This is a genomic window from Methylobacterium sp. J-067 (assembly GCF_022829465.1).
Classification (GTDB): Bacteria; Pseudomonadota; Alphaproteobacteria; order Rhizobiales; family Beijerinckiaceae; genus Methylobacterium; species Methylobacterium litchii.
This window is the reverse complement of record NZ_JAKSXZ010000035.1, coordinates 1-14,677: the sequence shown is the minus strand read 5'-3', so window position 1 is coordinate 14,677 and position 14,677 is coordinate 1. Positions and strand designations below refer to the sequence as shown.

Below are 14,677 nucleotides of genomic sequence, written 5' to 3'. Positions count from 1 at the left end.
GAGGGTCCAGCAATGCCGGATGGCATGATTGCAGGCAGTGTCACCGCACGACCGCCGCGCGTTTGTGTCGGGATCGCGACCAGGGGCCGCCCGCAGCAGCTTACGGCGATGCTCGACAACCTGGCGCGGCAAACCATGCAGCCGGAACGGGTCATCGTGTGTTGCTCGGGCCCGGACGATGTCGGAGCGCTGCACGGCACCGCGAATCTTCAGATCGTCTATGAGAAGGTGGGGCTGCCGCGGCAGCGTAACGGAATCTTACGCGCGCTGCCCGAAGGGACCGACATCATCGTCTTCTTCGACGACGACTTCTACCCGGATGCGCGGTGGATAGAGACCGTCGCGCAGGCGTTTCAGAGCGATTCCTCGATCAATTGCGTGACCGGTCACGTCATCGCGGATGGCATCATCGGGCCGGGATACTCCAAAGACGAGGCGCTTGCGTGCATCGCTGGCCATGACCCGTCCACCAGCGACTGGATCCTCGAGAACGAAAGCCCCTACGGCTGCAACATGGCCTTCCGCTGCTCGGCCATCTCGGGTTTGAGCTTTGACGAGAAGCTGGTCCTGTACGGGTGGCTGGAGGACCGCGACTTCGGCGCGTCCGTCGCCAAGCGCGGGGGCCGCCACATCAGGCTCGGCCGGGCATTTGGTGTCCACCTCGGGGTCAAGGGTGGCCGTGTGTCGGGGCGCAAATTTGGCTATTCACAAGTCATGAATCCCGTGTACATGCACCGTAAGAAGACGATGACGACTTCACAGGTGATCACTCAAATCAGTCGCAATCTGGCTGCCAACTGTGTAAAGTCTCTGCGCCCGGAGCCTTACGTTGACAGGCGTGGACGGTTGATCGGCAATCTCATCGCCGCCTTGGATCTTCTGCGCTTCCGTCTAACCCCGGAACGGGCTGCCTCCCTATGAACTATAACCCTCCTCCTGTTTCTCGGACCGACGACGTGCACCAGACACCGGTTGCCGGGCTGGAGCATATCGATCTGCGCAATTCCGAGAACGATCCGGGTGGCTCCCTCGTCGGCGACCTCATCGCGGCGATCCGCCGGAGGGCCCTGGGTCTCGGGGTGTGGATCCTGCTGTGCTTCAGCATCGGCGTGGGCTACGCGGTCACGGCACAGCCTGAATTCGTCGCAAGCGCCCAGATCGCGCTGGAGCCGAGGGTGCGCCTGCCGCCGGGTGCCGATGCTGCGGCGGCGGCTTCGGCGGCTGCCCCGCTCCTCGACAGTGCGCAGGCCGAGAGCCAGCTCCAGATCATTCGTTCCGCACGCAACCTGCGCTACGTTTTCGACACGCTCAAACTCAATGCCGACCCTGCCTACGCGGATAAGGGGCCGGGGTTGGTTGGACGGATCCTCGGTGGGATCTTCGGTCTGGTGAAGCCGGCTTCTCCGCCGTACGATCCGGACGAGGCTGCGATGCGCGCCCGCGAGATCGCCTTCCAGAACTTCTCGGATCGGGTTCAGGTCAGGCGGCTCGGACAGTCCTACGTGATGGAGGTGTCGTTTCGCGGGCTCACACCGGCCGACACGACCCGGATCACGAACTCGATTGCCGCCGCCTACATCCGCGATCAGGTCCTCGTCCATGCCGTGTCGGAGCAACGGGGGACCGAGTTCCTTCAGGGACGCATCACGCTGATCCAGGCCGAGAAGAAGGCTGCCGACGATGCGGTGGCCACCGGCGTGATCACCGACTTCCTGTTCCCCGATTCGGATGCCCGGATCGTCGGCTCCGCACTGCCTCCCCTGGCGGCGTCCTATCCGCAGACGAAGCTCATCGTCCTCCTGATGGTGACGTTCGGGTTGATCACCGGCATCGCCGCGATCATCGCCCTGCATAACTTCGATCGGAGGGTCCGTTCGCCGGCTCAGATCCGCCGGCTGCTCGAGATCGATTGCCTCGTGTCCGTGCCGCGCTTCAAGTCCGGCATGCTCAAGGACACGACGGCGCTCACGCAGCCGGATTCCGAGTTTGCCCTCGCCTTGCGCCTTCTGCGCACGGTGCTGTTCGCGGCCGGGCCAAAATCCCATCAGATTGCGATCGGACTGGTCGGGTGCGAGGGCGGAGAGGGGTGCAGCGTCCTGAGCGCCAACCTGGCGCATCTTCTCGCGACGTCGGGGACACAGCTGACACTTGTCGACGCGAACCTGCCCAAGCCCGATCTGACGTGGCGCTTCGCGCCGAGGGCGACGGTCGGCCTGGACCATCTCGTTCCCTCCTCCGTGGGCCTCGTGGACTTGCCGGAGCTGAAGGTGACATCCTCGCTGAACTTCGTGCCCGCCGTCAGCAGCCTGGCCACGGGGCGAAAGGCCGATCCGAACGCCTTCCTCGGCTCGCAGCCGATCCGTGCCGGAATGGCGCGGCTCGGCAGTCGGCGTGACCTCATCGTCGATCTCGCATCGCTCGAGACATCATCCGACGCGCAGGCGATTGGCCATATGCTGACCGGCGTCGTGCTCGTCGCGACCCTCAACCGCACGAAGCTCGATCAGCTCTCGGAAGCCATTCGTGCTCTGCGCTCGTCCGATACGAGGGTGCTCGGCATCGTGCTCAACGACCCCATGCGGTTCCGAAATGTCAGGAGACTGGCCCGTGTCACAGCATCCTCGGGAATGCAAAGCGAGCCCGAGCCGGCTGTCGAATCGTGACCAAATGCGCGTTGGCATCTTCAATGTAAAGTATAGCCCCAATCTCGGTGATGGACTTCTGTCGGAGTGTCTTGAGTCTGAGTTGGTCCGAAACAATCCTGGCTTGACGATCGAATCTTTTGATCTTGCTGGCCGTGGAAACTACGCTTCGGGGGGGCGATATCGGGAGGCGGCTCTGGGTTTTCTTCAGAGCAGCCCGGCCATGGTGCGCCAGAGTCTCGCCAGCATCATACTCAGACAGACCCTGCGCCAAATCGTGCCGGTTTGGCGCAAGCGTCTCGCCAGCATCGATGTGGCGGTGGCTGGTGGCGGCAACCTGTTCAGTGATGCCGACCTCAATTTTCCTCTCAAGATTGATGCGGCCTGCAAACTCCTGCGCGATGCGGGCATCCCCGTGTCGGTGTTCGCCGTCGGCGTTTCCGACAACTGGTCGCAGAAGGGCGAAGCCTTGTTTCACCGCGCCTTCGCGGGAACGCGGCTTCTGGAAGCCTCGGTGCGAGACACCCGCTCGGCCGATGTCTGGAACAGGCGGCTTGGACGTTGTGGCGTACCCTCGGCCCGTGTGGTGCATGACCCCGGCTTGCTGGTCGCCGCCCACGTGCCGCAGATCCGCATGGAGCGGACGACGCCCCGGATCGGGCTCGGCCTGACCAATCCGATCACCCTGCGGTACCATGCCGACGAGCAGGCGATCCGCGAGGCCGACCTGACGAGTTGGTATGTCGAACTCGTTCGTGGCTGTCTCGCGCGCGGGTGGCAGGTGAATGTTTTCACGAACGGCAGTTCGGAGGACGATGCCTATCTCGCCAGGATCCGCCCGGCCTTGGCCGCCGCTGCCCCCTCCGGTGACGAATCCCAGATCGCGTTCTCCCCACGCTTCCGCCGGCCATCGGAGCTGGCGGCCCATATCTCTGGGCTAGACTTGTTGATGGCCCATCGCCTGCATGCCAATATTGCTGCTTATTCTTACGCTGTGCCCCATATCGGATTCACGTGGGACGCAAAGGTGAAAAGCTTCTTCGGCGGTGTCGGGCGCGAGAAATACCTTTGCACCGCCGGCCTGGAGACTCCCTCCACGGTGCTGGCGCTGGCCGAGCGCTGCCTTCAGGAGGGGATCGATCCCGCGCGGCATGCCAGGATCGTCGCCGAGGCCCGCGCCGACGTTGCGACTCTCGCCACCGTGTTGAGAACGAGTTGCGGGCGGATGTCCGTTCCCCTCGGCGCGCCTTCGTGAGGCACCTGGGCAGCGCGCCGTCGCGTCCGACGCGGGTCGTCGTTCTGAATGACCGGTCGTTGGCACTCGGCGGTGCCACCGGTTTGGCCCTTCTCAGTGCCCGCTTGCTACGCCAGCGAGGGATCCCGGTCACCCTGCTTGTGGGTGATGCTGGCGAGAACGCCGCGTTGACGGAAGCGGATATCCCGGTGCACGGCCTGGGTGGTGCCACCCTGCTCCAAGCCGGTGCGGCGGCAAGCCTGCGCCGCGGCCTCTACAATCCGGCCACTCTCGACCTCGTCGCCGACTGGATCCGCCGCCACGACGATCCCGGCACGATTTATCACCTCCATACCTGGACGCAGATCCTGTCGCCTTCGGTGTTCACGGCGCTGCGGTCGGTGCAAGACCGGCTGTTCGTCAGTGCTCACGACTTCTTCCTCACCTGCCCGAATGGCGCCTATGCGCTCTATCGGCAGGGCCGTCTCTGCCCCCATGTACCCCTGGGCATCGCCTGCGTGACCACGAACTGCGACCGTCGCAGTTACACGCATAAACTCTGGCGCGTCGCCCGGCAGGCTGTGCAGGCGCGGACCTTGCGCTACGGCGACGGCAGCCCCCAGGTGCTCGCGATCCATGCGGCCATGCGGCCGTTGCTCGTCCGCGGCCGCGTCCCGGACGAGGCGATCACGATCGTGCCCAACCCGATTCAGCCGTGGAGCCCGACTCGCATCCCAGCGGAGCGGAACGGCAAGTTCGTGTTCGTCGGCCGGCTGCATAAGGAGAAGGGGCCCGATCTCGCCGCGAAGGCCGCGCGAGCCGCAGGGGTCCCTCTCGTCGTGATCGGTGACGGCCCACTCCTCGATTCGTTGAGACAAACTTATCCCGAGGTCCATTTCACCGGCCGGCAGCCACCGGACACCATTGCGCAGTTGGTTCGTGATGCCCGCGCCCTGGTGATGCCCTCGCGGTACCCGGAGCCTTATGGGCTGGTGGCCGGCGAGGCTCTCTGGAGCGGACTTCCCGTCATCCTGACGGATCAGGCATTGCTCGCCGCCGATATCGTCGGGCGTGACGCCGGGCTCGCGTGCGACCTGCACAGCGATACCGCGCTTGCCGACGCCATGAGGCGAACCATGCAGGACGATGTCCTGACGGAACGGATGAGCCACAACGCTTTCCACCGAACCTCCGATCTCGGCCTCCCTGTCGAACGCTGGATTGATGCGCTGCTGGCCGCCTATGGGACGGCCCTTCAAGGATAGGCTGCTCGGAGTTTAGCCAACGGAAGACGGTTCCCCGCAGGTTCGTTGTCAGCAGATGCAATACTATGTTACACGGATATTTCTGATTATTAATAATCGCGCTGCGGGATGATCATCGGTGTAAGAATGAGATCCTTTGTGATTGCGTTATTGGGTAAGTCGATAAGGTTGGGCAACTCGCGATATGAGCCGAAGTAGATCTATCATTAGCCTAGACATTGCGCGAGTGTTTGCCGCCGCTGTTGTATTGATTTATCATTTCCTGTTTTTCTCCTGGGTCGATATGGCGGGTGGTGGTGGCATAAGGGACGTCATCGGTGTGCCCTTGAGCTATCCGGAAGCCGTCTCTTCGACCTGGTGGGGATGGGTCGGTGTCGAGATCTTTTTTGTAATTTCCGGCTTTGTCATCAGCATGTCGGCAATCGGTAAGTCGGCATCCAGCTTTGCTGTCGATCGTATCAGTCGTCTCTACCCAGCCTTGATATTCTTCTCGCTGCTGGCGTTCTGCGTGATCTTGCAGGTCGATACCGTATCGAAGGAATTAGCGGTTCGCCGTCTAATCAATACGTTGATCCTGTGGCCGACAGGGCCTTGGATCGATGGGGTTGTGTGGACGCTCGTTACCGAGGCAATGTTCTACATTGCCATCACGCTCATCATTCTCTCCGGCCGAGGTGGCGCGGTTGAAGTCGCCGCGCGGTACGCATTGATGGTGGTGACGGCCTTCTGGATCGTCGTTCTGCTGCATGTCCTCGTCGGTTTTGGAAGTATTGGCGCCGCCTCGCTGCGGCTCGCGACATCCTTCGGCGCCCGCGTCATGCTCTTGACGACCGGGGGGTTCTTTCTGTTGGGAATGTTCGGTAACGAAATCTACCGAAAAGGTCTGTCAGCACCGCGTATGGCTTGGGTGCTGGTCTCGCTGGCCTGCTGTGTGATGGCGATCGTATCCCGGGCGATCGGAACGCACGGTGTCGTGCAGTTCCATCAGAATCCCGCCGTACCCGTCGTCGTTTGGCTGAGCTGTCTCGTTGTGTGCGTGGTCGCCATGGTGGCGGAAACGCATCGACCCCCCGGACGAAACGTCCGTGCCTTCGCGCGAACGCTCGGTCTGATGACCTATCCGCTGTATCTCGTGCACGAGATCACGGGCGGGTGGCTGCTTGGCCGTCTGGCCGAAGGCGGCCTCGGACGATGGGGCGCCGCCGTCCTCGCCGGTCTGATCGTCTTGGCGATCAGTTATGTCTTCGCGAAGTGGCTCGAGCCCTGGATCCGGCAAGCGCTCGGCTTCAACGATCTGGCGCGGCGCGTCAGACTGCGCAGCGGTTCGGGCGGCTGAAGACGCGGCGCCTCGGGCGCATGATACCCATGCGTTTCCCGGCCCTTGCGCGCCATGGTCCTCCCTTGAGCTACATCCCGCGCAAGCGGGCACCGAGCCATTGGAAGGGCGGTGGTCGCAGGATCGGCTCGGTGTGCCGAAAGCGCCTCGCTGCAATGGTTACGCTTGTTTACGAGCTCCACAACAGCTTTCGGATTCGGAGATGACAAGGCCAACCAAGTCCTGCTAGGAACGCGGCAAATCATGGGAGCCGGTAAACTTACCGGCTGGCCAGAATCGACATGCCGCCCTAGTTCGGTTTCTGCTGATGCGGCGTACGATGCAGCATTCGAAGCCTCGGAGAAATCATAGAAGAATGCCCTCACCGCAGGTCGAATATCCATGGCGGCGCATGGCGAACACCGTTCACATCCGTCGACGTGCTGTGTCGGCTGGGGCGATGCATCGTCGGCGTGTTGTATAGACGACTTCGCTCAAACAAATCCGAATATTACGCGGATAATTATGCTGGGTGGCGAGAGACTTTGAAATGAACGGCAATAGACCCACTGTTTCGATCGCCATGACGACCTTCAACGGGATGAATTATCTCGAAGAACAGTTGAGTTCCCTTTACGCGCAGGATTATGCGCCCTGCGAGATCGTCATCGGCGATGATGGCTCGACCGATGGGACGTATGAGTTCTTGCAGCATCAGCAGGCGCGTTCCCCCATCCCCATGCGGATCGTGAGCAATGCCGAGCGCTTGGGCTGGCGCGAGAATTTCATGCAGACAGCCGCGAGATGCAGCGGCGATCTCATTGCGTTCTGCGATCAGGACGATGTGTGGACGCCGGGCAAGCTCGCAAGGATGAGCGCGCTATTCGACGACAAGGCCGTGACGCTCGGCTTTCATGGCGCGTCGTTCATCGATGCCGAGTCCAAAACGATCGGAAACCTGAATGCCGATGAAAGCGGTCACGTCAGTGTTTATAAGCCGCTTGAGATTGATTTTTGGCGCCCAGTGCTCGGGTTTTCGATGGTTTTCAAGAGGGAACTGTTGAATTATAACGAATACTGGAAAATCAGTACAGACAAGCTGACACTGCAAGAGCGTGCTGCGCACGATCAGTGGTTTCTTTTCCTCGGATCTGTCTTTGGCGATGTCGTCGAAGTATCCGACCGGCTTGTGAATTACAGGCTCCATTCGAGCAACGCGATGGGTTATCGCAGCTCGCGACGGTCCTTCAAGAGCATCATCGATGCCATCAAGGCCTCGAAGCTGAAAGTCACGCAACGATGCGATGCAATCAATAATCGCATAGCTATTCTGAAAGCGATGATGGCCGATGGATCGGGGGATCGTGTTCGTCTGAGTGCTGCGCTGGCGGCCTACGAGCAGCACCTAGAGTTCAATCGCGAGAGAATGAAGCTTTATTCTGAGAAGAGAATTTACAAGAGATTCGCCAAGATTCTAAACATGGTCCGAAACAATCGGTACGCGAGTCAAACCCTTCCTTTGTCGAATGATGAAACGAGGCGCGACTACGTGATTTCCTTCCTCGGTGTCAGGTAGACTCGCTCAATTGGGGCGAACCCATCGTGCGCCGTCCGGTGCACGGCAGCCCGCAGCACAATAATCGAAGGCGTGGGGTCGTCCGGGAGACCCGATACTCCAGAAAGGCTGCCCCCTTCCCGCCGGCGTCCGTATTGCAAGGCATCGCCCGGCGGCAACGTGGCTTCATGGGCCGAACCCTCCGCCACCTTCGCTCGGCCTTGCGCTGTCAAGTGCGAGCGTATAAAAACCTGTCCCGCCAAAGATCAGTAATCGTCTGCAAGGTCAGGCGTGGCATTTAATGATTGTAGGTGGTTAATAAGACCGATTTTCGTATCTTGTACGGATACTATCGCCTGCAGGAACTTGCTTTCTAGATTTCGCCCCGGTGGGCGGGCTATGACGAGAAAATGTCCCGGCCGATGTCGGGCCGAGGCACGGCATTCGACACATTGGCTTGCGAGGGGTGCGGCACGGGATGCGCGAAGGCAACGAAGGTCACCATACGCCCGACCGCGACGATGATCCGCGTCGCGCCGCCGGCGTAGGCGAAGGAATGCCTTCCGACTCGACAGCCGATCCCGCGCGAATGGGGACGACTCTCGGCATCGAGGCGGACGCGGCGGTTGCCGCCGGAACCGTCGGTGAAACCAAACGGCTCGCAGTCAATGTCCTCGCCGGCGGCGGGGTCAACGTCATCAAGATCCTCCTCCAGCTGGTGATGCTGCCGCTGATGGCGCATCTGCTCGGCCCCGTGGAGTTCGGCATCTATGCGCTTGCGCTGCCGACGGTCGCTTTCTTCATGACACTGGCCGATGGGGGGCTCGGCGCCTCCCTTGCACGGGAATCCCTCGATTCGAGGGATGTCTGGTCCACGGCGTTCTGGTTGATTATGGCCGTGGGAATCGGGCTCACGGTCGCGATGACCGGGTGGGGCATCGTGCTGGCTTGGCTGTCGCAGGAGCCGCGGGTCAAGGGGGTGATGGCCCTCCTGTCCCTGAGCTTCCTGTTTGTCACAATCTCGGTTGTCCCCAGTGCCCGCCTGACACGCGACCGGCGGCTCGCCATGATCTCGGTTGCGGACCTCGCCGGGAATCTGGTTGGCGCGGCGGTCGGTGTCGCCCTGGCGGCATCCGGCGCGGGCGCCATGAGTCTCGCCGCGCAATACGCCACCCTCAGCCTTGTCCGCGCCTGCGTCCTGAATGCCGTCGCCTTCATGCGACCGAGTCTCGTTTTTCGGATTTCGATCCTGAAGTCGCACCTCTCGACGGGCAGCTCGCTCATGAGCAGCCGGCTCGTCGAGTTTGCCGGACGGCTTGTCGAGAATCTCGTTTTCGGCCGGCTCTTTGGGCCCGCCGCGCTGGGCACCTACACGTTCGCCAACCAAGTCCCTCGCTTCGTGTGCGAGGCGGCCTCAGGACCTCTGTGGGGGGCTCTCTACGCTTACGCCCTGCGGGAGGACGATGAGCAGATCCGCCAGACACATGCCAAGCTCGTGTATCTGCTCGCCCTGCTCCTGGCACCCGTAGCCTTGCTCGCCGCCGCGACGGGGCCCGGCTTGATCTATTTGATCCTTGGACCGACCTGGGAGGAGGCCGGGAAGGTCATGGCCGTTCTCATCCCCTTCTACGCGTTGAACGTGATCGCCACCTTGAGTGGTGCGGTTCTGCTGGCGAGAGGGGCGGGGTGGGCGATATTCTGGCTCCTCCTGTTCCTCGTCGTCGGCCGGACGGTCGCGGTGCTGCCGGGGCCCTGGGTCGGATCCGTCGGCGTGGCCTGGTGGATCGGCCTCGCCCAGGTCGTCTACACGGTGCTGACGCTGGTCGTGCTCGCGCGCAACGGCATGCCGTCGACAAACAGGTTCGTCAGGGGGATCAGAGGGCCCTTTGCCGCCGCCCTCGTGGCCGGACTTGGGTGCTACGCCGTCGTCTATTCGGCGCCGACCGACATCACGCGGATCAGTCTCGCATTGATCGTGGGCGCGGGGATCTACGTGTTGCTTCTCATCCTGCTCGAAGGGAGCCGCCTGCGGGACGACGTGGCCGGCATGATGCGCTTGATTCGCCGCTGATCCGCGAGCCCGTCTTCCCTCTCCCGGAACGGCCGGAACACGACCCCGCTTTCCAATCGTGTCGGGGGCGGTGGCGCAGCGGGCTGGTCCGGAAAGGCCATGTCATCATGAACGGACGTCATGTCTCCGGTGGATGCTTGAGCCGGCAACGCTTTGACGGTTGCAATGTACCTATTTACTCCACCGGCTTGATAGCGTAACCCGACAGTAATAATGTAATTGTCCGCGCTTCGCCGCTGCATGGAATTGTTTCGAGGAACATATTTTTCGATGAAAGTCATCCACATACTTAATCACACCAATAAATCGAACGGCCACGTGCATGCGGCAGTCGATCTGGCGTGTGAGCAGGCGAAGACCGGTCATACCGTCGCTATTGCCAGCGCCGGCGGTGATTTTGATGATTTGCTGAAAAAGAATAACGTCGAAACGAGATATCTGGGCCACCGTCGAAAGTTCTATCAACTGCCCTTCGAGGTTCTAAGCTTCTTCCGCCTGCTCCGGAAGGATCGCCCGACGGTCGTCCATGCGCATATGATGACCAGTGCCGTGTTGGCATGGCCAGCCTGTCTCGTCCTGCGCATACCGCTGATCACGACCGTTCATAATGAATTCGAGAAGAGTTCTATCCTCATGGGCCTCGGAAAGAAGGTCATCACAGTCAGTGAGGCCGTACGAAATTCGATGGCCCGGCGCGGAGTCAAAGAGAAGAAGCTTGCGGTCGTGCTGAACGGGACGATCGGCTCGGCGCGAATGCACGGTGTGGTGCGGGAACCCGAGCAGCTGCCTAAGCCCAATGTCATGTTCGTCGGCGGGCTACACCCCCGGAAAGGCCTCATCGACCTGTTCGATGCCTTCGAGATCGTCCATCGGTCCAACCCGGATTGTAAGCTTTTCATCATCGGAGACGGTCCGATGATCGGCGAGTACAAAGAGTATGTCTCTCGCCTGTCCTGCGCGCGTTCGGTCGAGTTTCTCGGCACGATTCGGCAGCCGTTCCCCTATCTGGCAGCCGCGGATATTTTCGTTCTCCCCTCCCATGCCGATCCTGCACCGCTCGTGATTTCGGAAGCGAGAGAGGCGGGTTGTGCGGTGATCGCGACGGATGTGGATGGAATTCCGCAGCTGCTGAATTACGGGAATGCCGGCATCCTCGTACCCAGCCGCAATCCGGATGCCCTCGCGAAGGAGATCGTGCGTTTGCTCGACGATCCGGAGCAGTTGGCGCTCTGGAAGGCCAGAAGCCAGAACGACATCCAGAACCTCACCATATCGCGCGTGAGTGCGGAAACAATCGAGGTCTACAAGTCGGCATTGTGAGCGCGCGGAGAATGACCGCGAACGGAAAACGCGGCGCCTGTGCCCAGCGTGTGGTTCGAAGCTCAGAGTGCAGGCCGCCAAAGCGAATGCTGGGTTGCCGTGAGGCGTTGTCTGACAAACAAGAAATTCGGAGGCCCGCGCGATTTCCCCGGGCCGCATGCGGTCCCGAGGCGGACGGCGGACGAGGGCGCCATCGCGCGGCGGCGATGCCCTGGATCGATGGGGTATGCAGCCTATGTCGAACGAGGGCATCGCACCTTTCACCATGCCACTTCACGGTGATTATCAATGAACGGTCATATTCCGATGGATCGTCCGAGATTTGTGCAGGCCGTATCGCTGGGTTTCGCGTTGCTGGTCGGCGGCGCGGAGCCCTCGTGGGCGGAGGGTAAGGCACTTGAACTTTGTCATTACAAGAAGGTCTTTGGCGACGATTTCAACGACCTGAGTGTCTCAAGGTCCAACAACGATCGGACGCGGTGGTCGGCGCATACGCCCTGGAACGGTGATTTTGGAGATGCCAAGTTCATCGATCCGATCGACATCTATGCCGATCCTGAAAAGAACGAGCCGTTCTTTGTCAAAGACGGCATACTGACGATCAGAGCGAAGAAGCACCCGAACGGCCAGTGGACATCCGGTCTGCTCTCCTCCGCCGATCCGACGACGGCGGGTTTTGCGCTGCAGTATGGATATTTCGAAGCCAGGATGAAGCTCCCGCCAGGGCCGGGTGTTTGGCCGGCGTTCTGGCTGAATGCGAACAACCACAAGGACGACAAGACGCCGTCGGTGGAAATCGACATTGTCGAATACTATGGAAAGTTCCCGAACTCATTCCATTCGGTCGTGCATGTGTGGAACAAAGAGGATGCTAAGAAGCACCGGCATGACGATTTCATCACCAAAGTGCCGGATGATAGCCTGAGCCAGGCATTCCATACCTACGGCGCCGAGGTGACGAAGGAATGGATCGTCTTCTATCTGGACCGACGGGAAATCGGAAGAAGGCCGACTCCGCCTGAGCACACCAAGCCGCTCATGTTGCTGGTCAACCTCGCCCTCGGTTCCGGATGGCCAATCGATAAGACGCCCAATCCATCCGATCTCCTTGTCGATTATGTCTATGCCTTCGCGCCAGACGACGCGAAACGTGACGAGGTCTGCAAAGACTGAAGCCATTTCCGGCGCAGTGGCCCGGTTCGGTCGCGGAGAATGCGCCGAAACAGGGTTCGTCGCGGAAACCGGGCTCTGACCGCGGTGTCCTCCCCGACGCCGCGGACAGGGCTGCGCGAGAGCGCCGGGCGGAGTGTCGGGTGGGTGGAATCATTGGTGCGCTAGGATACAATTCAAATCAAATGCAGCAAAGTTGTTGCGAATAACGGCATCAAATTTACCTATAGAAAATATGCCTCGTTCGTGTTGCATTAAGTAAAGACGTATTAAGCACAGGTTCCGAGCTTTCGTACATCGTTCCTAAAACTGTTGCGTGTGAGATGGGTCAACTCAACGGGGGTTTGCTACCGCTAGTGGCAAATTTCCTCTGAATTTGATCGATCTCAGGGGGCGCATCCGTGATTGACCTGACGGGCTACAAGCTGACGTTCGACGACGAGTTCAACACGCGCAGCATCTCGCAGACCGGCGCTGGCACGACCTGGGCGGACATCCGCTCTCAATGGCGCCTCGACGCCAATTCCGATATCGGGTTCGGGCACTCCTCGTTCGTCGATGCCGCCTCCGGTTACGACCCGTTCAAGGTCCAGGGCGGTGCGCTCTCCATCACCGCCGTCCCCGACCAGACCGCGTCGGGCTATCCCGGCAGCTGGGAATCGGGGCTGATCAGCACGAAAGGCAATTTCTCGCAGACCTACGGGTACTTCGAGATGCGGGCCGACCTTTCCAATGCGAAGGGCGCCTGGGACGCATTCTGGCTGTTGCCGGATCAGGCGGCGGCCAATCCCAACAAGCTTCCGGGTTGGCAGGAACTCGACGTGGTCGAGCACTATGGCGACAACGATAAGGGCGTCTACAGCACCATCCACACGACCGACCAGACACCCAACATTCCGTGGCAGCAGAACCGGCAGGTTTACAGCGAGACGGCGCAGGCCGACGGGTACCACACCTACGGAATGGACTGGCAGAAGGACAAGATCAGTTTCTACGTCGATGGGCAGCTCGTGGGATCGCAGGCGACGCCGAGCGACATGAACGGCCCCATGTACCTGCTGGCGAACCTCGCGACGCAGAGCGACGCAGACGCGGCCGGTACGCCGATGACGACGAAGATCGACTACATCCGGGCGTATTCCAACGCCCCGACTGCGGTGGCCGTCGCGCAAGGCACCGTTTCCGCTCCGGATGGGCAGGATCCGGGCCTCTATGGTGCCACCGCCCTCAATTCTCCCGCGCCGGTCAAGACCGTCGCGGCCGCGACACCGTTCACGGCGAGCATCGGCACGGGGTCGGACACGCTGGTCCTGAAGGTCAGCCAGGACGCCTACAACGGCGATGCGCAGTACACCGTCTCGGTGGACGGCAAGCAGGTCGGCGGCACCCTGACGGCCCATGCTTCGCACGCCTCGGGTCAGTCCGACACGATCACCGTGAACGGCGACTGGGCGGCGGGCGATCACAAGGTCAGCATCAACTTCCTCAACGATGCCTTCGGCGGCACCGCCACCACCGACCGCAACCTCTATGTCGACAGCGCCACCTACGACGGCGCGGCGGTCGCGGGCGGTAAGCTCTCGCTGCTGAGCTCGGGCGCGCAGACCGTGACCGTGCACGACACCACCGCGATCCCGGCCCCGGCCCCGGCTGTATCGACCGTGACGGCAGCCGTGACGCCGTTCACGACGAGCATCGGCACGGGGTCGGACACCTTGGTCCTGAAGGTCAGCCAGGATGCCTACAACGGCGATGCGCAGTACACCGTCTCGGTGGACGGCAAGCAGGTCGGTAGCACCCTGACGGCCCATGCCTCCCATGCCTCGGGTCAGTCCGACACGATCACCGTTAACGGCGACTGGGCGGCGGGCGATCACAAGGTCAGCATAACCTTCCTCAACGATGCCTTCGGCAGCGCCGCCACCACCGACCGCAACCTATATGTCGACAGCGCCACCTACGACGGCCCGGCGGTCGCGGGCGGTAAGCTCTCGCTGCTGAGCACGGGCGCGCAGACCGTGACCGTGCACGACACCACCGCCCTCCCGGCACCGGCCACGGCTGTCTGGACCGGCATGGCCGCCCTCACGGCGTCGACGACCGGC

General features: G+C 61.5%; 10 protein-coding genes. All 10 read left to right on the top strand.

Translation table 11 applies throughout. The features are described 5' to 3' along the window. The first annotated feature begins 12 nt into the window (after nt 1-12). Nucleotides 13-921 (top strand): glycosyltransferase family 2 protein, encoded by a 909-nt coding sequence (locus MKK52_RS02395; RefSeq protein WP_243952153.1) that lies wholly within the window; start codon nt 13-15, stop codon nt 919-921. Between the two features lie 35 nt (nt 922-956). After that, nucleotides 957-2,663, top strand: coding sequence for a tyrosine-protein kinase domain-containing protein (locus tag MKK52_RS02390; RefSeq protein ID WP_243952152.1), 1,707 nt, complete (start codon nt 957-959; stop codon nt 2,661-2,663). After that, nucleotides 2,590-3,897 carry a polysaccharide pyruvyl transferase family protein gene (locus MKK52_RS02385; RefSeq protein ID WP_409564608.1) on the top strand — a complete coding sequence of 436 codons (1,308 nt, stop codon included), beginning with the start codon at nt 2,590-2,592 and terminating at the stop codon, nt 3,895-3,897. Before MKK52_RS02390 ends, MKK52_RS02385 begins: the two co-directional genes overlap by 74 nt. Further along, entirely contained in the window at nt 3,894-5,141 is a 1,248-nt protein-coding gene (locus MKK52_RS02380) for a glycosyltransferase family 4 protein (protein ID WP_243952150.1), read from the top strand. The genes MKK52_RS02385 and MKK52_RS02380 overlap by 4 nt, the downstream gene beginning before the upstream one ends. Nucleotides 5,142-5,325: 184 nt before the next feature. Next, on the top strand, nt 5,326-6,477 hold the full coding sequence (locus MKK52_RS02375) for an acyltransferase family protein (RefSeq protein ID WP_279597600.1): 1,152 nt from the start codon (nt 5,326-5,328) through the stop codon (nt 6,475-6,477). Between the two features lie 529 nt (nt 6,478-7,006). After that, entirely contained in the window at nt 7,007-8,032 is a 1,026-nt protein-coding gene (locus tag MKK52_RS02370; protein ID WP_279597603.1) for a glycosyltransferase, read from the top strand. Between the two features lie 457 nt (nt 8,033-8,489). Next, entirely contained in the window at nt 8,490-10,082 is a 1,593-nt protein-coding gene (locus tag MKK52_RS02365) for an oligosaccharide flippase family protein (protein WP_243952147.1), read from the top strand. A gap of 270 nt (nt 10,083-10,352) precedes the next feature. Continuing rightward, complete coding sequence (locus tag MKK52_RS02360) at nt 10,353-11,402, top strand: glycosyltransferase family 4 protein (protein WP_243952146.1); 1,050 nt, start codon at nt 10,353-10,355, stop codon at nt 11,400-11,402. 288 nt (nt 11,403-11,690) lie between these two features. Continuing rightward, nucleotides 11,691-12,575, top strand: a complete 885-nt coding sequence (locus MKK52_RS02355) for a glycoside hydrolase family 16 protein (protein ID WP_243952145.1) — start codon at nt 11,691-11,693, stop codon at nt 12,573-12,575. 398 nt (nt 12,576-12,973) lie between these two features. Beyond that, nucleotides 12,974-14,677: carbohydrate-binding domain-containing protein (locus tag MKK52_RS02350; RefSeq protein WP_243952144.1), on the top strand; the 1,704-nt coding region annotated here is incomplete at its 3' end.